The following is a 20,329-nucleotide window of genomic DNA, read 5'->3' as shown; positions in this document are numbered from 1 at the left end:
GCGCGGTCCTAGTTGGCCTCTCGGGTGGCGAGCTGTTCGGCGGATTCGGCGACCCCGAAGGCCTGCGGGATGGGCTGGCTGGCCATGTAGAGACGCTCGGCGATCTTGCGCGGGAGCGGGAGGTAGTTGAACTCGCCGTTGATCCGCCCGTCGGCGTCCATCGGCTGGGCGTCGAACCGGGCGACGGTCACGATGCGGTAGGGATCGCGGCCGTGCGAGTCGAGGACGGCGATCTCCGTGATCTTTCGGGAGCCGTCGGCGTGACGGGTGAGCTGGACGATGACGTCGACGGCGCTGTTGATCTGATCGTGCAGTGCTTCGAACGGGATCTTGATCTCTGACATCGAGGCCAGAGTCTGCAGACGCATGAGCGCGTCCTCGGCGTTGTTGGCGTGGACCGTGGCGAGCGAGCCGTCGTGACCGGTCGACATCGCCTGGAGCATGTCGAGCGATTCACCGCCACGGACCTCACCAACGACGATGCGGTCGGGGCGCATACGCAGGGAGTTGCGGACCAGGTCACGGATGGTGATCTGGCCCTTCCCCTCGACGTTCGCCGGGCGGGACTCCAACCGGATCACGTGGCTCTGCTGGAGCTGGAGCTCCGCGGAGTCCTCGATGGTGACGATGCGCTCGCTGTCGGGGATGAGGCCGGAGAGCGCGTTGAGGAGTGTCGTCTTCCCGGTACCGGTGGCACCGGAGACGATGACGTTCAGCTTGGCCTGGACGAGTCCGGAGAGCAGGATCAGCATCTGCTCGTCGAGCGAGCCGACGTTGATCATCTCTTGGAGCGTGAAGGCCCTCGGGAACCGTCGGATGGTGAGCGTCGCACCGCTCAGCGACAGCGGCGGGATGATCACGTTGACACGCTCACCACTGGGTAGACGCGCGTCAACCATGGGGTTCGACTCGTCGACGCGGCGGTTGACGGTCGAGACGATGCGCTCGATGGTCTGCATCAGCTGTTCGTGCGAACTGAAGCGCATCGGGAGCTGTTCGACCTTGCCGCTGCGCTCGACGAAGATCTGGTCCGGTCCGTTCACCATGATTTCGGTGATGGACGCGTCTTCGAGGAGCGGTTCGAGAATGCCGAGACCGAGGGCCTCGTCGACGACCCGGCGGATCAGCTGGGTGCGTTCGACAGTCGAGAGGACCGGTCCCTCACGACTGATGATGTGGCTGAGTACGCGCTCCAGCCGGGCCCGCCGGTCTGCGGCGGCGAGCGAGGACATCTCCGCCAGGTCGATCTCTTCGAGCAGCTTGGCGCGGTAGGTGGCCACCATGTGGCTGTCCTCCCGCCCCCCGCCGTTCTTCTCGGGGGCGGTCATGCGTGCCCGCAGACTCATTCCGTAACTCCTCGTTCCGACTTGCTTGTTGAGCCGCTGGTGAAGCAGCGGCGCGTGCGCCGCAGGGGTCAGGTGCGGGGCATCGTGGAACTGCGTTCGGCCGGACCCCAGATATGGACGCCCGGGATGATGTTGGGCACGTCGACGCTGACGGTGCAGGTGACCTCGTCGAAGGAGGAGGAGGGCTCGTAGACGTCGGCCCGGTCGGCGGTCCAGCCGCTCATCGCATCCTTGGCTGCCTGCTCGTCGCAGCCACCCGTCGACATGCTGGCCATACGGGCTCCCGCCCGGGCCCCGGTCCCCGCCTGGTTGGCGGCGTACGCGGCGAGGCCCGCCTGGATCGCGAGGAGGCCGACCAGGAGCAGCAGGGGGATGAAGCCCAGATACTCGATGGCGACCTGGCCGCGCTCACGACGAGTGGTGGTAGCGGCCGTCCGGCCGGGTGTGTGCGCGCGCTTGCTCATCGCTCAGCCCTCCATCGGGAACGCCGCGTTGCCGGTGACCGGGAACTTCCAGTTGAGGATGCCGGGCACCAGGACCGGTACCTGGAGCTTGACCTCGGCCGTGTACATGCCGGACTTGGAACGGCACTTCACCGACTTCAACCCGTTGCGCCAGGCCTTCGGCAGGTGCTGCTCGGCCGTCTTCCGGCACTCCGTGAACCGCAGGCCCTGCGAGATGGCCCCCTTGTGCGCCGTCTCGTCCGCCGAGTTCCCCGCCAGGGAGAACGTGTAGCCGATCAGCGCGCACTGCCAGAGCGCGATCATCAGCAGGATGATCAGCGGTGTGACGCCGAGGAACTCGATCGCGGTCTGGCCGCGGTCGCGCCCCCGGCTGAAGAGGCGGACGCGGATTCCGCCCCGCGCCCGGGCGGCGTCACCGTAACGCCTTCCCTGTATCTCCGTGTCTTTCGTCTCGGTAAATGCCATTGGTCAACTTGCCCCCTAGGTCGTCGGCCGGTTCCGGGAGTCGCTGCCGCGGTCGCGTCGACGCCCGATCGAGCCTCGGTCGTTCTTGAACTTCGCGCCGCTCTTCGCGCCGTTCTTTTCCGCCTTCTCAGGAACCTTGACGACGCCGAGCTCGCCCGCAAGGGCCCAGAGGGCCTGTTTGACCGTGCTCTTGGAGTCGAGTTCGTGCAGCCGGCCGGCGTCGACGACGGCCTGGAGTTCCTTGAAGTTCGCCGGAATCGCGGTGTTGGCCGTGCTGGTGCCGGTGATCTTCTCGATCAGCTGCGGTTGGATCTCGGTGTTGCGGATGAAGCGGTTGACGACGGTGACCGTCTCCTCGGCCTTCCGGATCTGGAGCCGGTCCCACATGCGGACGAGGCGCTTGGCGCCGCGCACCGCGATCACATCGGGTGTGGTGACCAGCAGCGCCGTGTCGGCCATCTCGATGGCCGCGGCGCTGGCGCCCTGGAGCTGGCTGCCGCAGTCGATCACCACGACCTCGTAGCGCGAACGCAGGGCGCTGACGATCTGCCGGGCCGAGCGGTCGCTGACCTCCTCGGCGCTCTCGCCCTCACCCGGGGCCAGCAGCAGCGCAAGGCCGGTGCCATGGCTGAACACGGCGTCGGAGAGGACGCGCGGCGAGATGTCGGTGATCGCCGACAGGTCGACGATGGAGCGCCGGAACTGCACATCGAGGTACGAGCCGATGTCACCGGCCTGGAGGTCCAGGTCGACCAGGGCGACGGAACGCCCGGACGCCTGGGCCGCCAGGGCGAGTTGTACGGCGGTGACGGTGGCTCCGACGCCGCCCTTGGCGCCGCTGACCGTGATGACCGTACCGCCGGGGCCGGTGAAGACATCGGCCCCGGTACTCAGGTGGCGGCGGACGCCGACGGACCACTGGGCGGCGGACTGGACCCGGCTGGCCAGTTCCTCGTAGCTCAGGGGCAGGGTGATGACACCTCGCGCGCCCGACTCCATCGCGGAGGCGAACAGGCCGGGGGTGACGTCGGCGGTGATCAGCACGACCCCGATGGCGGGGAAGCGCAGGGAGACCTCCCGGATCAGTTCCAGTGCCGGCACCGGGCCGATCCGCTCGTGGACCAGCACGACCTCGGGCAGTTCGTCGAGCGACTCGCCCGCGAGCCGGGCGAGAGTGTCGATGAGCTGGGTCGAGTCGCCGACCGGTGCGGCCGGTTCCGCGTCGGGGAGCTGGCTGAGCAGGGTGGTGACGGATCTGGCCGCGTCGACGTCACCGACGGCCGGGAGGATCCTGGTGGTCATGCGATCCTCACTTGTCCTTGTCGAGCGTGTAGGTGCGGTCGCCCGGACGGATGGTGCTGTCGCTGCCGGAGGCCAGGAGCGCGAGGCGTACATGAGCCGCGAAGGACTCGGCGTAGGCGATGCGCTGGGTGTCGAGCGTGTTGAGCGCGAAGGTGATCGGGACGGCCTCGGTGCCCATGTTGGACTTGCCGTCGCGGCTGGGCTCCAGGGCCGTCAGTTTGCCGACGTCCAGCACCTTGGCGTTGGAGACGATGACCTTCGACTGGGAGGGGTCGCCGTCACGCTCACCGGCGAAGGTGGCGTAGATGTTGACCGTGGCACCGGGGGTGATCTTGCCCGCGACGCCGGTGGCGGCGTCGATCATGATGGCGATCTCCTGTTCCCCGGGCTGCAGTGCGGGGCGCTTCTGCATCATGTCGGACTGGAGCAGGGAGCCCTTGCGCAGCTGGGTGACGGCGATTTTGCCGCTCACCTCGGAGAGGTCGGTCACCGCGTTGGTGGAGAGCCAGCGCTTGGGCATCGAGATCTTCTCGAACTGCCCGGACGACAGGGCGGTGTAGGGCGCCACATCGGACTTCAGCTGGTAGGCCGAGACTTCGGGCCCGACCTTGGTGTTGACGTCGCTGATCACCGAGAGCACGCCGGCGAAGGCGCCGAAGGCGCACAGAACCGACAGGAGCAGGAGTATCACGCCGCGGCGCTGGCGGGAGTTCATGGGCCGGACAACCTCGTTCGAATCGGATGCGTGGGGCAGCGGACAGGAGGGCGTCTACGGAGGAAAGCGGAAGCGCTAGGACTGCGGTGGTGCGAGCGCTCCCTGGCTGAGGACACCGGCGGAGTGCATTCGGTTCTCGGCCGCGGGTAGCGGGGAGGAGCAGAACCCGCAGCGGTCACCGATGAGTTCCATTCCGCACCAGTGGCAGTTCTCGCGACGCACGGAGGACACCAATTGGTACAGGACGGAGATGTCTGGCAGATAGGCCGCGAATTCCACCAGTTTCCCGGTTCCCCACCATGCGGGGGAGCCGGAGGGAAGCGCGGCCTCGTGAATGGACTGGACCTGCCACGCGGGCGCGAGGGTCTGCTTCACCCACTCGGACTGCGACTGCCCTTTGGCGGTCAGCAGGTGGGTGGCGAATTCCGGGCCGGTCGGCGGGTCGGCCTTCGGACCGACCTTGACCAGCTGCGGTTCCGGGCCCGCGACCACGGCGAACTGGGAGCCGGGCACCCAGGACTTGGCGTGCGTCCTGAGGTCGACCGGCACCCGGTCGAACTTCGTGACGGAGTTCAGCAGGGCGCCCGCGTGGATGTAGTGGGACAGCAGCCGGGCGGCGGAGGCGACCACTCCAGGGCTGAAGTCACAGATGGACAACTGGCGCAGCTGACGCACGAGTACGGCGACACCCAAGGGGGGGAGGTCCACCTTGAGCAGCGCGATGCGGTCGCTCTCCAGAACGGAACGCACAGAGTACAGCCGACGCTCGTGGGCGGGCGCGATGCCGGTCGGGTAGACGGCGACGACGTAGCCGTGCTGTTCGAGCAGCACGTGCATGTCACCGATGGCCATCTCCAGCGCCTGGGCGTCGGGAGCCTGCAGCAGGGCAGCCGTCGGTGTCTGCTGGTCGGTCGGAGGTAGTACCAAATCAGCACTGGTCACTGCTATTGCGGTCGGCACGCTGTTCCCCGTTTCGGCTCCGGCCAAACGCCGGTCATGACGTAGGCCGCAATCGCTCCTGCTCCGCGGTTCTGCATCAGCACTTTATCCACGTCCTACCTGGCAGAGAACACTTTTCGGAGGCCAGTACGACAACAGCTGCGGGACAGTGGGGCCGCACCCCGGTGCTAAAACGGATCAAATCGAAAATCGTTAACTCCTGTACCACTGCGGAGTGTTACGAATCCATCTTCCGATTACCTGCGGCCCGAAATTCGTCTTCGCACGTCAGACCGGACGTGGTACCTCCCGCACGACGCTCCGGCGGGGGACGGGTCGTCACTGTGAGGACATCTGGATCACGTCACCCGCACGGCGCCGCACGAGGTCAACAAAACGTCAATTCATTTGCCGTTCAGGGCGGTTCCGGAACCCCCGCGGGGGGGGCGCGAGCGGGTGGCGGGGCCGTCGGCGAGCGGTCCGTCGAGGGCTGCCGCCACGGCCGTCGCTGCCAGAGGTCTTGACAACTTGATTGGTCTGGACCAGTTTATCGGCCAGCGGTGGCCACCGTCGTTCACGTCCACTCCCCCGTCATCCCCGTGTCGCTCCCCGGACAGCCCCGGCACGCCGGTCGACCCCGCCGGCTCGCCCCGAGGTAGCTCGCACAGCTCCCAACTCCCCCACGGAGGCAGCAAAGTGGAATCTTCCCCCGCCAGCGGCCGCAGAGCCCGCAGTCGCCACACCCGCCCGCTCCTCGGCGGTGCCATGGCCGTCCTCGCGGCCGGTGCGCTCACCGCCACCGGTCTCGTCGGCAGCGCACAGGCCGCCGACGTCAACGTCGCCAAGAACGCCGGCTTCGAGTCGGGGCTCGCCAACTGGACCTGTTCCGGCGGCAGCGGCACCACCGTCTCCTCCCCCGTGCACAGCGGCACCGCCGCGCTCAAGGCCACCCCGGCCGGCCAGGACAACGCGAAGTGCACCCAGACCGTGGCCGTGAAGCCCGACTCGACGTACACGCTCAGCTCCTGGGTGCAGGGCGGATACGCGTACCTCGGCGCGAGCGGCACCGGGACCACCGACGTGTCGACCTGGTCCCCCGGCTCCAGCGGCTGGACCCAGCTCACCACCAGCTTCAAAACCGGCCCGAGCACCACCTCGGTCACGGTGTACACGCACGGCTGGTACGGGCAGGCCGCCTACTACGCGGACGACATCTCGGTCAGCGGCCCCGACGGGGGCGGCGGCACCGACCCCACGCCCGAGATCCCCGGCGCGCCCGCCGGACTCGCGGTCGGCGCGACCACGTCCTCCTCCGTGTCCCTGTCCTGGAACGCGGTGTCCGGCGCGACCGGCTACACCGTCTACAAGGACGGGTCGAAGGCCACCACGTCCACCGGTACCTCCGCCACGATCACGGGTCTGACCGCCGACACGGCGTACCAGTTCGCCGTCACCGCCACCAACGCGGCCGGAGAGTCCGTCAAGTCCGCCACGGTCAGCGGCCGTACGGCCAAGGACGGGGGCGGCAACCCCAACCCGGGCACCTCGGTGCCCAAGCACGCGGTGACCGGCTACTGGCAGAACTTCAACAACGGCGCGACCGTGCAGAAGCTCAGCGACGTACCGGCGAACTACGACATCATCGCGGTCTCCTTCGCCGACGCCACGACCACGCCGGGCGCCGTCACCTTCAACCTGGACACGGCGGGCCTGAACGGCTACACCGTCGACCAGTTCAAGGCCGACATCAAGGCGAAGCAGGCGGCCGGGAAGAACGTCATCATCTCGGTCGGCGGCGAGAAGGGGTCCGTCGCGGTCAACAGCGACGCCTCCGCCACCAACTTCGCCGACTCCGTCTACTCGCTCATCCAGGAGTACGGCTTCAACGGCGTCGACATCGACCTGGAGAACGGGCTCAACTCCACCTACATGACCAAGGCGCTGCGCTCGCTGTCGCAGAAGGCGGGCTCCGGCCTCGTCATCACGATGGCCCCGCAGACCATCGACATGCAGTCCACCGCGGGTGAGTACTTCAAGACGGCGCTCAACATCAAGGACATCCTGACCGTCGTCAACATGCAGTACTACAACAGCGGTTCGATGCTCGGCTGCGACGGCAAGGTCTACTCGCAGGGTTCGGTGGACTTCCTCACCGCGCTCGCCTGCATCCAGCTGGAGGGCGGCCTCGACCCCTCGCAGGTCGGTCTCGGCGTCCCCGCCTCCACCAGCGGCGCGGGCAGCGGCTATGTGGCCCCTTCGGTCGTGAACGCGGCCCTGGACTGCCTGGCCTCCGGCACCAACTGCGGTACCTTCAAGCCCTCGAAGACCTACCCGGGCCTGCGCGGCGCGATGACCTGGTCGACCAACTGGGACGCCAAGTCCGGCAACGCCTGGTCGAACGCGGTGGCCCCGCACGTGCACGGCCTGCCGTAACCACCGGCCGGCATCAGTGACCAGCAGCGCCGCCGCTCCCCCGGCGGCGCTGCTGCACGTGTACGGGGGAAGGACCCTAGATCACCAGGCTCAGCAGCGCCGCCACGGCGAACCCCGCCACCGACAGGACCGTCTCCAGGACGGTCCAGGACTTCAGGGTGTCGCGTTCGGAGATGCCGAAGTACTTCGACACCATCCAGAAGCCGCCGTCGTTGACGTGCGAGGCGAAGATCGAGCCGGCCGAGATCGCCATGATGATCAGGGCCAGATGCGCCTGGGACAGGTCCTGGCCCTCGACCAGGGGGACGACGATGCCCGCAGTGGTGACGATCGCGACCGTCGCCGAACCCTGGGCGACCCGCAGGACCACGGAGATCAGCCAGGCGAGCAGGATGACCGGCAGACCGACGTCGTTGAACGTGTCGGCGAGCGCGTCCGCGATGCCGCTGCCCTTGAGGACGGCGCCGAAGATGCCGCCCGCGCCGACGACCAGCAGGATGTTGCCGACCGGCTTGAGGGAGGAGGTCGACACCGATTCGAGGGACTTGCGGGACCAGCCGCGGCGGATGCCCAGCAGGTAGTAGGCGAGCAGCAGCGCGATCGTCAGGGCGACGAACGGGTTGCCGAAGAACTCGATGACGGAGCGGGGAGTGGAGGGGTCCAGCGCGATGGAGGAGAACGTCGCGGCGAGGATCAGCACCAGCGGGGTACCGATGATCGTGAGCACGGTGGAGAGCGCGACCGGCTCCTCGCGCGGGGTGACCCCGGCGGCCCGCTGTTCGGCGACGACCGCGGCCCTGGCCTCCTCGGCGGCGTCGACCATGTCCTGCGGGACGTCGACGAAGATCCGCTTGCCGATCCAGGCGGCGTAGCCCCAGGCGGCGAGCACGGACGGGATGCCGACGACGGCGCCCATCAGGATGACCCAGCCGAGCGAGACGTGGAAGAGCCCGGCGGCGGCGACCGGGCCCGGGTGCGGCGGCAGGAAGGCGTGGGTCATCGACAGTCCCGCGAGCAGCGGCATCGCGTAGAGCAGGATCGACTTGCCGCGGGGGGTCCCCCCTGCTCGAGCGGAGCCGAGAGCTTGGGGGCGTTTGGCGGCGGCGTAGACGATCGGCGCGAGGACGAAGATGCCGACGTCGAAGAAGACCGGGATGCCGAAGATGAGACCGGTCAGGCCCATGGCGAGCGGGGCGCGCTTCTCGCCGAAGAGATTCAGCAGGCGGGCGCTCAACACCTCGGCCCCGCCGGAGACTTCGAGGATCGCTCCGAGCATCGTACCGAGGCCGATGATGATCGCGACGTGGCCGAGGATGCCGCCCATGCCGGATTCGATGACGGAGACGGCGGCGGACTTCTGGACCGTGCCGAAGAGTTCGGTGACGGAGAGACCGGCGCCCAGGCCGACGGCTATGGAGACGGCGAGCAGCGCGACGAAGGGCTGCAGCCTGACCTTGATGATCAGGAAGAGGAGGAGCGCGATGCCGAGGGCGGCGACGGTCAGCAGACCGGCGGTGCCGTCGATGAGCAGGAGGAGTCCACCGGTGTGGGGTGGTGTCTCGGCCGGTTGCGGGGTGGCGGCGAGCAGCATGGGCGACTCCGTCGTCAAAGGGGGATTTCGGGCAGGGGGTTCTGGAGATCTTGGCCGGATCAGGGAGTGGGGTCCGGTGCGTGCAGCTGCAAGGCGCCGGAGTGCCCTCACAGCGGAGCTATCAGGGCGTTTCGGCAACGCGGCAGATGCGCGTGCCAGGCATCGCGAGCCCGGCCGAGATCTTCAGGACCCCCTTGCGGGGGGAGCGCGGCACGGCGCTCCGGTGGTGCGGGGCGCCGTGCCGTGCGCGGTGGTGCGGTGAAGCGGGTGCGGCAACTGGATCAGCTGGATCAGCCGAGGACCGCGAGCGCGTCGATCTCGATGAGCAGGCCCTTGGGGAGGCCGACGTAGACCGTCGTACGGGCGGCGGGGGCCGCCTTGAGGTTCTGCTCGGCGAAGTAGCTGTTGTAGATCTCGTTCATCTCGGCGAAGTGGTCGACGTCCGTGAGGTAGACGCGCATCATCATCACGTCGTCCCAGCTCGCGCCGCCCTCCTCCAGGATCGCCTTGACGTTGGCGAAGGTCTGGAGGGTCTGCTCGCGCAGCGTCGGACCGGCGGGGGTGGGGGCCTGGCCCTCCACGGCGGGGAGGAAGCCGACCTGGCCGGCGACCTGGAGGATGTTCCCCTTCTTCACCCCGTGCGAGAACTTCGCGGGCGGGGTGGTGTGGGTGCTCGGGGTGAGGGCGATCTTCTCGGTCATGGCTGTTCAGGCTCTCTCAGGTTGGTTGGTGCCGGAGTACTCCCGGCTGATGGTGTCGGCGGTGCGGCGCACCAGGGGGAGCAGGGTGAGGAGTTCCTCGGCCGTGACGACGACATTGGGCGCGGAGACCGACATCGCGGCGACGACCCGCCCGTCGGCGCCCCGGATGGGGGCGCCGATGCAGTTGATGGACTCCTCGTGGCCGCCGAGGTCGGTGGCCCAGCCCTGTTCGCGGACGACGGCGAGTTCCTTGAGGAAGGCACCGGCGTTCGGGACCGAACGGGACGTGTACATGGGGTAGTCGAGCTTCTCGGCGATGGCGCGCCGCTCGGGCTCGGTGAGGTCGGCGAGGAGCAGCTTGGCCACGGCGGCGACGGTGATCGCGACGGGCTTGCCGATCCGCGAGTACATCCGGACCGGGTAACGGCTCTCGACCTTGTCGATGTAGAGGACCTCGTGCTCCTCGTACACCGCGAGATGCACCGTGTGGCCGCAGCTCTCGTTGAGTTCGACGAGGTGGGGGTGGGCGATCTCCCGTACGTCGAGGTTCTCGACGGCCTCCTGCGCGAGCGCGAAGAGGCGGGCGCCGAGGCGGTAGCGCTGGTCCTGCTGGCGGTAGACGAGTCCGTGCTCGTGGAGCGTACGGAGCAGGCGCAGCGCGGTGGACTTGTGGACGCCGAGCCGTGCGGCGACCTGTCCGAGGTCGGCGGGTCCCTGGGCGAGCAGCGGCAGGATGCTCAGCGCCCGGTCGACGGTCTGACTCATGTGCGTGCCTCGCTGTTCCCGTCCCGGCCCTCGCCCGGGACGCCCCTCTTGTCCGTTCGCTCTCCGCGCCCGCTCACGTCGTACGTACCTCCTGGTCGTGCCCCGTCCACCCGGGGCCGAGACGAAGTCTCCCCCAGGCCTCGTCGTCCAGTGCGGCAAGGGCGTCGGCGTGCGCGCGGGCCGGAGGCCCGGTGAGGTCGCCGGGGACGGTGAGGACGGCGGCGGCCATCAGATGGCCGTGCCGGACGCGGTCGCGTACGGGGAGGGCGCGCAGAGTGGCGGAGAGGAACCCGGCGGCGAAGGCGTCGCCCGCGCCGACGGGGGCGACGACGTCGACACGGAGGGCGGGGACGGTGGTGACGGTGTCGGCCCCCTCGGTCCGCGAGAACACCGTCGCCCCCGCGCCGCCCCGCTTCACGACCAGCACCGCCGGTTCGGGCAGCGCCGCGCGGATCGCGTCCGCGCCGTGCACCTGCCACGCCTCCTCCGCCTCGTCCTCGCCGACGAAGACCAGGTCGCAGCGGCGGGCCAGGTCCAGGAGGACGCCGGGGGCGGCGTCGGCGTCGCGCCACAGACCGGGGCGGTGGTTGACGTCGAAGGAGATCAGCGGGCGGCCGGACCGGGGCGCCGTCAGGTCGTGGAGCAGGGCCAGGCAGTCGGCGGAGAGCGCCGCCGTGATGCCGGACAGGTGCAGGACGCGGGTGGTGGGCAGCGCCTCGTACGGGACGTTGTCCGGGGACATCGCGGAGGCGGCGGACCCGGCCCGGTAGTAGGCGACCTCGTGCACCTCGGTGGCCCGGTCCGTCGCCGTGCGGAAGTAGATGCCGGTGGGCCGGTCGGGATCGCGCCGCACGGCGGAGGTGTCGACCCCGTACCCGGTGATCGCCTCCACGAGGTGGTCCCCGAATCCGTCGGCGCCGACCCGGCTGACCCAGGCCGTCCGGTGCCCGGCCGCGGCGAGCGCGCAGGCGACGTTGGACTCGGCGCCGCCGATGCCGCGACCGAAGGAGGGTACGTCGGCGAGGCGTCCGGGCTGCGACGGCAGGAACGTCACCATGGACTCGCCGAGGCACACGACCTCGGCGGCCGTGGCGGTCTCGGCGGTCCTGGCCGGGGTTCCGGACACTCGGGGCTCCTCGCGGGGTAGGTGGACTTCGGTGATGCGGGGCGGCGGTTCTGGGAGGGCCGGAGCCGGCTCTCGGCATTGACCCGGCGTCGGCTCGGATGTTAGACAGCGTCAAGCGATATACGCAATGGGTGTTGCACATACTGCAACGACTACTTCGATCGAGGAGGCCCCCTTGGCCGCCGACCGTCCTGTGGCCGGACTTGCCGACGAGCTGGTCGACCACCGCTTCAAGGCGCTCCCTCCCGACGCGGAGGGCCTGACCGTGGGCGCCCTCGCCGCCGAGCGGCGCAACCTCTTCACCGGCGGCTTCACCACCCCGGTGCTCGCACTGTCCGCCGAGTCGGTCGAGCACAACCTCGCGCTCCTGGAGACGTACGCGGAGCGCCACGGGCTCGCCTTCGCCCCGCACGGCAAGACCTCCATGGCGCCGCAGCTCTTCGACCGCCAGCTGGCGCACGGCGCCTGGGGCATCACCGCCGCCGTGCCGCACCAGGCACGGGTCTACCGGGCGTACGGGATCCGGCGGATCTTCCTCGCCAACGAGCTGGTCGACGCGGCGGCCCTGCGCTGGCTCGCCGGTGAGCTGGACGCCGACCCGGAGTTCCGCTTCATCTGTTACGTCGACTCGGTGCGCGGCGTGGAGCTGATGGACGAGGCACTGCGGGCGGCGGGCGCCTCCCGGCCCGTCGACGTCGTCGTGGAGCTGGGCGCGGGCGAGGGCGCCCGGACCGGCGTCCGGACCGGGGCCGAATGCGCGGCGGTCGCCGCCGCGGTGGCCACCACCGGGACCCTGCGTCTGGTGGGCGTGGCCGGCTACGAGGGCGAGGTGCCGGACGCGTCCGGCGAGCGGGTACGCGAGTGGCTGCGCCGGCTCGTCGCGCTGGCCGTCGACCTCGACCGGGCGGGCCGGTTCGCGGCGACGGGGGCCGACGGCATCGTGATCAGCGCGGGCGGCAGCGCGTGGTTCGACGCGGTGGCGGACGTGTTCGCGGACATCCCGGACCTCTCCGCCCCGGTGCTCAAGCTGCTGCGTTCGGGGGCGTACGTCTCGCACGACGACGGCCACTACCGCCACCTCACCCCGTTCAACCGCGTCCCGGAGGAGGGGGCCCTCCAGCCCGCCTTCCGGCTCTGGGCGCAGGTCGTCTCCCGGCCCTGTGCCGAGCAGGCGTTCCTCAACGCGGGCAAGCGGGACGCGGCGTACGACCTCGACCTCCCGCAGGCGCAGGTCGTCCGGTCCGGCCGCGACGGCACGGTCCGGCCCGCGACGGGGGTCACGGTCAGCGGTCTGTCGGACCAGCACACCTGGCTGCGCACGGAGCCGGACGCGGAGCTGGAAGTGGGCGACTGGGTGGGGATGGGCCTGTCGCATCCGTGCACGAGCTTCGACAAGTGGCAGCTGATTCCGCTGGTGGAGGCGGACGGCACGGTCACGGACTACATCCGCACCTTCTTCTGACCCCTTCCCGGGTCCGGGGCTCCGGCCCCGGACCCGGATCCGGCCCCTCGAACGCCGAAGGGGCTCGACTCCGCTGAAAGGCGGCCCACTTCATGGACCTGGTCATCCGCGACGCCCTCGTCGTCGACGGCACCGGCACGCCCGCCCGCCGCGCCGACGTGGCCGTCGACGACGGCCGGATCGCCGAGATCCACCCCGAACACGCACCCGGCCCGCGCCCCACCGCCCGCCGCACCCTCGACGCCGACGGGCTCGCCCTCTCCCCCGGCTTCGTCGACATGCACGCGCACAGCGATCTCGCGCTGCTCCGCGACCCGGACCACAGCGCCAAGGCCGCGCAGGGCGTCACGCTCGAAGTCCTCGGCCAGGACGGCCTGTCCTACGCCCCGGTCGACGACCGGACGCTCGCGGAGGTCCGCAGGGCGATCACCGGCTGGAACGGCGGTGCGCCCGAGGACACGGATCTCGACTTCGACTGGCGCACGGTCGGCGAGTACCTGGACCGGCTGGACCGCAACTTCGACGGCCGGGGCATCGCGGTCAACGCCGCCTACCTCATCCCGCAGGGCACGGTCCGGATGTACGCGATGGGCTGGGAGGACCGGCCGGCCACCGAAGCCGAACTGACCCGGATGAAGGAACTCGTCGCCCAGGGAATGGCGGACGGCGCGGTCGGCATGTCCTCGGGCCTCACGTACACCCCCGGCATGTACGCGGACGACGCCGAACTCACCGAACTGTGCCGGGTGGTGGCCGAGCACGGCGGCTACTACTGCCCGCACCACCGCTCGTACGGGGCGGGGGCGCTCGACGCGTACGCGGAGATGGTGCGGCTGACCCGGAACGCGGGCTGCGCCCTCCACCTCGCCCACGCCACCATGAACTTCGGTGTGAACGAGGGCCGGGCGCCGGACCTCCTCGCCCTTCTCGACGACGCCCTCGACGCGGGCGCGGACATCTCGCTGGACACCTACCCGTACACCCCCGGCTGCACGACCCTCGTCGCGATGCTGCCGAGCTGGGCGAGCGAGGGCGGGCCCGAGGCCGTCCTCGCCCGGCTCGCGGACGACGCGACGGCGGAACGGATCCGGCACCACCTGGAGGTGCTGGGCTCGGACGGCTGCCACGGCGTGCCGATCGAGTGGGACACCATCGAGATCTCGGGCGTCAGCGTGCCCGGTCTCGCCGACCACGTCGGCCGTACGGTGGCCGAGTCCGCCCGGCTGCGGGGCGAGGCGCCCTGGGTGACCGCGCGCCGGCTGCTCGTCGACGACCGGCTCGGCTCGACGATCCTCCAGCACGTGGGCCACGAGGAGAACGTCCGGCAGATCATGCGCCATCGGGTGCACACCGGCGGCAGCGACGGCATCCTCCAGGGCGACAAGCCGCATCCGCGCGCCTACGGCACGTTCCCGCAGTATCTCGGCCGGTATGTGAGGGAGTTGGGCATCCTGTCCCTGGAGGAGTGCGTCGCCCACCTCACCTCCCGCCCGGCGAAGCGGCTGCGCCTGGCCGACCGGGGGCACGTGCGCGAGGGCTACCGCGCCGACCTGGTCCTCTTCGACCCGGAGACGGTGGCGGCCGGCTCGACGTTCGAGCAGCCGCGTACGTTGCCCGTCGGCATCCCGCACGTGCTGATCGACGGCCGCTTCGTCATCGAGGACGGCCGCCGGACGCAGGTGCTGGCGGGCCGGGCCGTTCGGGGAGCGGGCCGCACCCGCTGATCCGGGCCGAAGGCCCCCTACGACCACAACGGCGACCGGGTCGTGGGCGCGACCTGCACGGGTGGCAGGCGCGTGAACGGGTTCCATGGCTCGGCATCGTCAATGCCCTGCGAACAGTCAAGTGACCCCGTCGATCAACTTGTTGAGGCTCCGCACGCGTCATACCACCCGTATCGCGAACCAACTGGAGACCTCTATGACAGCGCCGCGCACGTGCTCCCGTCGCCTCGTCGCCCTTCCGCTGGGGATGGTCATGGCGACCGCCCTCGCCATCCTGCCCGACGTCACGGCGTCGGCTGCCGAGGCGGTCCCGACGGCCACGGCGGCCGACGCGACCTCCCTCAGCTACATCGTCAACGTCGCCACCGGAAAAGGCCCGTCCACGACGGTGAAGAAGGCCGTCGCCGACGCGGGCGGCACCATCCTGATCTCGTACGACCAGATCGGCGTGATCGTCGTCCACTCCTCGAACCGCGACTTCGCCCGGACCGTCCGCAGGGTTCCGGGCGTGCAGTCGGCCGGCGTCACCCGCAACGCGCCCCTTGCCGCGCAGTCGACGACCGAGACCGGCGCGACGCGGGTGCTCAGCGCCGAGGAGGTCGCGAGCGCTCAGGCGGCCGAAGGCCAGGACCCCCTGGAGCCGTCGCAGTGGGACTTGCCCGCCATCAAGGCGGACAAGGCGCACGAGAGGACGCTCGGCAGCCGCGACGTCACGGTCGCCGTCATCGACACCGGCGTGGACGACACCCATCCCGACCTCGCCCCGAACTTCGACCGCGAGGCGTCCGTCAACTGCGTCTCGGGCAAGCCGAACACCGCGGACGGGGCCTGGCGGCCGAGCGCGTCGGAGGGCGCCGCCCACGGCACGCATGTCGCGGGTGTGATCGCGGCAGCCAAGAACGGCATCGGCATGACCGGCGTCGCGCCCGGCGTGCGGGTCGCCGGCATCAAGGTGTCCACCCCGGCGGACTACATCTACACCGAGGCCGTGGTCTGCGGCTTCGTCTGGGCGGCCGAACACCACGTGGACGTCACCAACAACAGCTATTACACCGACCCCTGGAACTTCAACTGCCTCGACGACCCGGACCAGAGGGCACTCGTCGACGCCCTCACCCGGGCCTCGCGGTACGCGGAGCACAAGGGCACGGTCAACGTCGCGGCCGCGGGCAACGAGCGCCGCGACCTGGACGCGGACTCCCTCACCGACCCCGACTCCCCGAACGACGGCACGCCGGACGACCGCGTGATCGACCCGCACAAGTGCTTGGTCCTACCGCCCCAGCTGCCCGGTGTGGTGACCGTGTCCGCGACCGGCGCGAAGGGCATCAAGTCGTCGTTCTCCAACTACGGTCTGAACGTCGTTGACGTCGCCGCGCCCGGAGGCGACTCCATCCTCTACCAGCCCCCGGCCGCGCCGGCCGTCGATGCCGGGATCCTCGGCACGATGCCCGGCGGCACGTGGGCCTACAAGTCGGGCACGTCGATGGCGTCCCCGCACGTCGCGGGGGTGGCCGCCCTCATCAGGTCGACGCACCCGCACGCCACCGCCGGCCAGGTGAAGGCCCTGCTGTACTCCGAGGCCGACGCCACGCCGTGCACGGATCCGTACGACATCGACTCCGACGGCAAGATCGACGCCGTGTGCAAGGGGCCGAAGAACCACAACGGGTTCTACGGGCGGGGGATCGTGAACGCGTTGAACGCCGTGACGAGGTAACGGCCTGGTGCACGAGAGGCCGGGCCGTCGACTCCCTCGGTCGATGGCGGCCCCTTCATGAGGCCCGCCGCCGGGCGGCGGGCCTCAGTGTGTCGAAGCGGGAGCCGCGGGACCACTAGGACGGGTCCCGGTCCTCCGCCGCCCGCTCCTTCGCCCAGGCCAGGTCCTCCTCGGTCGGGGCGTCGTCCTGGGTGAGGCGCTCCCGCCAGTACCCGCTGAACTCCACGGCCTCCTTGGGCAGTCCGCGCTCCTCGACCAGATGACGGCGCAGGGCCCGTACCGCCCCGGCCTCACCGGCCAGCCACGCCGCGCCGGATCCGGCGGGCAGCGCGGCGCCCCTCACCGCGTCCACCAGCTGCTCGCCGCGGTCCCGGCGCACCCAGTGGACGGTCACCTCGCCGGGCGATGCGAGCACCTGCTCCTCCGCCTCGTCGGCGACCTCGACGTACGCCACCGCCCGTGCCCCGGCCGGGAGGGATTCCAGGAGTGTCCCGATCGCCGGGAGCGCCGTCTCGTCCCCGGCCAGCAACAGCCAGTCGGCGGCGGGCAGCGACCGGGCGTACGCCGACGACGGACCGACCATGCCGAGGACGTCCCCCGGGCGCGCGTCCCGGCCCCAGCGGGCGGCGGGTCCGTCGTCCCCGTGGAGCACGAAGTCGACGCTCATCACGCCGCTCCGGCGGTCGTACGCGCGGACGGTGAAGCTCCGCATCAGTGGACGCTCCGGTTCGGGGATCGCGAGGTACGCCTCGTACCACCGCATGCCGTAGATGTCGTCGGCGTCCGGCTCCGGAAGACGGGGCGCCCCCTGCCCCGCCCTCGGGAAACAGAGCTTCATCTGCTGGTCGGGCCGGTCCTCCAGGAGTTCCGCCAGCGCGTCCCCGGTGAACGCGACGCGCGCCGTCCGCGGGGTGATCCGCTCCACCCCCAGGACCCGTACGTACGACACGGGCAAGGCCTGACCCATCGCGGCACCCACTCTCTGCGACTGATACTTTACGGCATAAGGAATTGCCTTGGTGAAGTTACTTTATGGCGTAAGGAGTCGCAAGTGGTGGTCTTTGCCGGACAGGGCGATGCCCGCCGTTCGATGTTCCTGCTGTGGCGCGCCGAACAGCCGCCGCGACCACGCCGCGGTCCCGCGCCGGGTCCCAGACCGGGGCTGAGCGTCGACGCGATCGTGACCGCCGCGATCGCCGTCGCCGACGAGGACGGCATGGCCGCGCTCTCGATGCGCGCGGTGGGCGAGCGGCTGGGGCGAACCGCGATGGCGCTCTACACGTACGTCCCCGGCAAGAGCGAGCTGCTGGACCTGATGTACGACGCGGTCCACGCCGAACTGCCCACGGAGTACGCCGATACCGGCGACTGGCGTGCGGCGCTGACCGACTGGGCGCACGACACGCTCGCGTTCCACCTCCGCCACCCCTGGGTGCTCCAGGTCTCCCAGGCCCGCCCGGTCCTCGGTCCGCACGAGTACGCCGCCCTGGACACTCTCGTACGCCTCCTGAACCGCACCGGGCTCGACGCCGCCCTCCTGCGGCGGCTGGTCGGCACGCTGTCCCACTTCCTCCGCGGCTGCGCCGGGACGGTCGCCGAGGCACGAGGGGCGGCGGCGGAGACGGGCGAGCCGGACGAGGAGTGGTGGTACGCCCGCTCGGCGCTGCTGGGCGAGGTGGCACCCGACTTCGCGGACCGCTATCCGGGCCTGAGCACCATGGAGAGGGCGTCCGCCCCGCAGTCGCCCCCGGCCGTTCCCGGTGACGAGGCGATGCCGTACCTGGAACGCGAGGCGCGGGAGACGTTCACCGTCGGACTCGGCGTGCTGCTCGACGGGATCGATGCGGCGATCCGCCGCACCGCCGACCGGTGAGCCGGTGCGGGCCGCACGGCAGCACGCGTGCGGCCCACCGGCCGCGGATGACCCGCACCAGCGGCACCGCGCACTCGGCCGGCGGGTGCTGCGGGATCCGGGCGACCCGTCAGCCGCGCCCGAGGGCGTTGAGCCGGGCGGCCTGGCGCGTCAGATGGTCGCGCTCGGCGAGGTTGGGGGCCTTCCGGGCCGCCTCGGCGTACAGCCGTGCCGCCGTCACCAGGTCGCCGTCGCGCTCGTGGAGGTACGCCGCCACCGCGGTGTGGCGGGGCAGTGAGTCGTTCAGCGCCGCGAGCGCCGCCAGGCCGGCGCGCGGTCCGTCGGCCTCGCCGACGGCCACCGCGCGGTTGAGCCGGACGACCGGGCTGTCGGTGAGGCGCGCGAGCTCGTCGTACCACTCGACGATCTGCACCCAGTCGGTCTCCTCGGCGGTGGGCGCGTCGGCGTGGAGTGCCGCGATGGCGGCCTGGGCCTGGAACTCCCCCAGCCGGTCGCGGGCGAGGGCCGCCTGCAGGATCTCGACGCCCTCGGCGATCGCCCCGGTGTCCCACCGGCCGCGGTCCTGCTCGGCGAGCGGCACCAGACTGCCGTCGGGCGCGGTCCGGGCGGCGCGCCGGGCGTGGTGGAGCAGCATGAGGGCGAGCAGCCCCGCCACCTCGGGGTGGTCGATCGCGGCCGCGAGCTGCCGGGTGAGCCGGACGGCCTCGGCGGCGAGGTCGACGTCGCCGGAGTAGCCCTCGTTGAAGACCAGGTAGAGGACGCGCAGCACGGTGGCGACGTCGCCGGGCCGGTCGAGCCTCACGCCCGAGACGGTGCGCTTGGCCCGGCTGATGCGCTGCGCCATGGTCGCCTCCGGCACCAGGTAGGCCCGTGCGATCTGGCGGGTGGTCAGTCCGCCGACGGCGCGCAGCGTGAGCGCGACCGCGGACGACGGGGTCAGCGACGGGTGGGCGCAAAGGAAGTAGAGCTGGAGCGTGTCGTCCACCGCGGGTGCGGGTCCGGGCTCCGGCTCCTCGTCGACGAGGTCCTCACGCCGGCGGCGGGCGGCCTCCGACCGGGTCGCGTCGAGGAACCGGCGCCAGGCCACGGTGACCAGCCAGCCCTTCGGGTCCCGCGGTGGGTCGGCCGGCCAGACGCGGACCGCCTCGACCAGCGCGTCCTGCACGGAGTCCTCGGCCGCCGCGAAGTCGGCTCCGCGGCGGACGAGGATCCCGAGCACGCTCGGCGTGAGGCTCCGGAGCAGGGCCTCGTCCATCGACGAGGTCACTCCGTGATGGTGGGCCGCGTGGCCAGGAACGGGCGCACTTCGAGCCACTCGTGGATCGGCTTCCCGCCCGCCCCAGGGGCGGCGGACAGCTCCCCGGCCAGCTCGACGGCGCGCTCGTAGCTGTCGACGTCGATCACCATCCAGCCGGCGATGAGGTCCTTGGTCTCGGCGAACGGACCGTCGGTGACGGGCGGGCGGCCCTCGCCGTCGTACCGCACGAACGTCCCCTCCGGGGAGAGCGCCTGCCCGTCGACGAACTCGCCGGTCCGCTCAAGCCGGGCCGCGAAGTCCTCCATGTACTGCACGTGGGCCGAGATCTCCTCCGGCGTCCACTGGTCCATGCACACGTCGTTGACCGGAGCCGGAGCGCCGCGGTAGTGCTTGAGCAGCAGGTACTTGGCCATCGTGTTTCTCCTCGGTGCTGGTGCGACCCATC

18 protein-coding genes are annotated in these 20,329 nt (G+C 70.7%); 5 read left to right on the top strand and 13 right to left on the bottom strand.

All coding sequences use genetic code 11. From position 1 onward, the window contains the following. Positions 1 to 8: 8 nt before the first annotated feature. From ACIOHC_RS24075 to ACIOHC_RS24050, 6 genes are all read right to left on the bottom strand, one after another. Positions 9 to 1,346, bottom strand: coding sequence for a CpaF family protein (locus tag ACIOHC_RS24075; RefSeq protein ID WP_382947604.1), 1,338 nt, complete (start codon positions 1,344 to 1,346; stop codon positions 9 to 11). A 68-nt stretch (positions 1,347 to 1,414) separates the two neighbouring features. Continuing rightward, the gene (locus ACIOHC_RS24070; protein ID WP_401843902.1) at positions 1,415 to 1,810 is read right to left on the bottom strand and encodes a TadE/TadG family type IV pilus assembly protein; all 396 of its coding nucleotides are present in this window, start codon (positions 1,808 to 1,810) and stop codon (positions 1,415 to 1,417) included. Positions 1,811 to 1,813: 3 nt separating this feature from the next. Then, positions 1,814 to 2,275: a TadE family protein gene (locus tag ACIOHC_RS24065; protein WP_401843900.1), complete on the bottom strand. Its 462-nt coding sequence runs from the start codon at positions 2,273 to 2,275 to the stop codon at positions 1,814 to 1,816. 15 nt (positions 2,276 to 2,290) lie between these two features. Continuing rightward, positions 2,291 to 3,577, bottom strand: a complete 1,287-nt coding sequence (locus ACIOHC_RS24060; RefSeq protein WP_351080320.1) for an AAA family ATPase — start codon at positions 3,575 to 3,577, stop codon at positions 2,291 to 2,293. A gap of 7 nt (positions 3,578 to 3,584) precedes the next feature. Beyond that, on the bottom strand, positions 3,585 to 4,292 hold the full coding sequence (gene cpaB, locus ACIOHC_RS24055; protein WP_401843897.1) for a Flp pilus assembly protein CpaB: 708 nt from the start codon (positions 4,290 to 4,292) through the stop codon (positions 3,585 to 3,587). A 75-nt stretch (positions 4,293 to 4,367) separates the two neighbouring features. Continuing rightward, entirely contained in the window at positions 4,368 to 5,234 is an 867-nt protein-coding gene (locus ACIOHC_RS24050; RefSeq protein WP_351080324.1) for a hypothetical protein, read from the bottom strand. Between the two features lie 693 nt (positions 5,235 to 5,927). On the opposite strand from ACIOHC_RS24050, the gene ACIOHC_RS24045 reads away from it, so the two are divergent. After that, a complete protein-coding gene (locus ACIOHC_RS24045) occupies positions 5,928 to 7,664 on the top strand; it encodes a chitinase (RefSeq protein WP_389637945.1) in 1,737 nt (578 codons plus the stop codon). 76 nt (positions 7,665 to 7,740) lie between these two features. Here ACIOHC_RS24045 and ACIOHC_RS24040 read toward each other — a convergent pair whose 3' ends face one another. From ACIOHC_RS24040 to ACIOHC_RS24025, 4 genes are all read right to left on the bottom strand, one after another. Continuing rightward, positions 7,741 to 9,255 (bottom strand): gluconate:H+ symporter, encoded by a 1,515-nt coding sequence (locus ACIOHC_RS24040; RefSeq protein ID WP_351080325.1) that lies wholly within the window; start codon positions 9,253 to 9,255, stop codon positions 7,741 to 7,743. Between the two features lie 290 nt (positions 9,256 to 9,545). After that, on the bottom strand, positions 9,546 to 9,956 hold the full coding sequence (locus ACIOHC_RS24035; protein WP_189545226.1) for a RidA family protein: 411 nt from the start codon (positions 9,954 to 9,956) through the stop codon (positions 9,546 to 9,548). A 6-nt stretch (positions 9,957 to 9,962) separates the two neighbouring features. Then, complete coding sequence (locus ACIOHC_RS24030) at positions 9,963 to 10,721, bottom strand: IclR family transcriptional regulator (RefSeq protein WP_365689388.1); 759 nt, start codon at positions 10,719 to 10,721, stop codon at positions 9,963 to 9,965. Positions 10,722 to 10,794: 73 nt separating this feature from the next. Beyond that, positions 10,795 to 11,847, bottom strand: a complete 1,053-nt coding sequence (locus tag ACIOHC_RS24025) for a sugar kinase (RefSeq protein ID WP_351080330.1) — start codon at positions 11,845 to 11,847, stop codon at positions 10,795 to 10,797. 127 nt (positions 11,848 to 11,974) lie between these two features. Here ACIOHC_RS24025 and ACIOHC_RS24020 point away from each other — a divergent pair, with 127 nt between their 5' ends. The 3 genes from ACIOHC_RS24020 (at position 11,975) to ACIOHC_RS24010 (ending at position 16,753) form a co-directional block, all read left to right on the top strand. Next, on the top strand, positions 11,975 to 13,309 hold the full coding sequence (locus ACIOHC_RS24020; RefSeq protein ID WP_401843891.1) for an amino acid deaminase: 1,335 nt from the start codon (positions 11,975 to 11,977) through the stop codon (positions 13,307 to 13,309). Positions 13,310 to 13,401: 92 nt separating this feature from the next. Next, entirely contained in the window at positions 13,402 to 15,033 is a 1,632-nt protein-coding gene (locus ACIOHC_RS24015; RefSeq protein WP_401843889.1) for an amidohydrolase family protein, read from the top strand. Between the two features lie 196 nt (positions 15,034 to 15,229). Further along, positions 15,230 to 16,753 carry a S8 family serine peptidase gene (locus tag ACIOHC_RS24010; protein WP_351080335.1) on the top strand — a complete coding sequence of 508 codons (1,524 nt, stop codon included), beginning with the start codon at positions 15,230 to 15,232 and terminating at the stop codon, positions 16,751 to 16,753. A gap of 115 nt (positions 16,754 to 16,868) precedes the next feature. Here the strand turns inward: ACIOHC_RS24010 and ACIOHC_RS24005 are convergent, their stop codons facing one another. Beyond that, positions 16,869 to 17,720, bottom strand: coding sequence for a siderophore-interacting protein (locus ACIOHC_RS24005; protein ID WP_365689392.1), 852 nt, complete (start codon positions 17,718 to 17,720; stop codon positions 16,869 to 16,871). 84 nt (positions 17,721 to 17,804) lie between these two features. On the opposite strand from ACIOHC_RS24005, the gene ACIOHC_RS24000 reads away from it, so the two are divergent. Then, a complete protein-coding gene (locus tag ACIOHC_RS24000; RefSeq protein WP_401843885.1) occupies positions 17,805 to 18,626 on the top strand; it encodes a TetR/AcrR family transcriptional regulator C-terminal domain-containing protein in 822 nt (273 codons plus the stop codon). Between the two features lie 109 nt (positions 18,627 to 18,735). Here the strand turns inward: ACIOHC_RS24000 and ACIOHC_RS23995 are convergent, their stop codons facing one another. Beyond that, positions 18,736 to 19,881: a DUF6596 domain-containing protein gene (locus ACIOHC_RS23995; protein WP_365689418.1), complete on the bottom strand. Its 1,146-nt coding sequence runs from the start codon at positions 19,879 to 19,881 to the stop codon at positions 18,736 to 18,738. A gap of 8 nt (positions 19,882 to 19,889) precedes the next feature. Next, the gene (locus tag ACIOHC_RS23990) at positions 19,890 to 20,297 is read right to left on the bottom strand and encodes a YciI family protein (RefSeq protein WP_351080340.1); all 408 of its coding nucleotides are present in this window, start codon (positions 20,295 to 20,297) and stop codon (positions 19,890 to 19,892) included. Between the last annotated feature and the right edge of the window lie 32 nt (positions 20,298 to 20,329).

Source organism: Streptomyces sp. NPDC088252 (assembly GCF_044740965.1).
In the GTDB taxonomy this organism is placed as follows: domain Bacteria; phylum Actinomycetota; class Actinomycetes; order Streptomycetales; family Streptomycetaceae; genus Streptomyces.
This window is presented reverse-complemented; position numbering and strand designations above follow the sequence as displayed.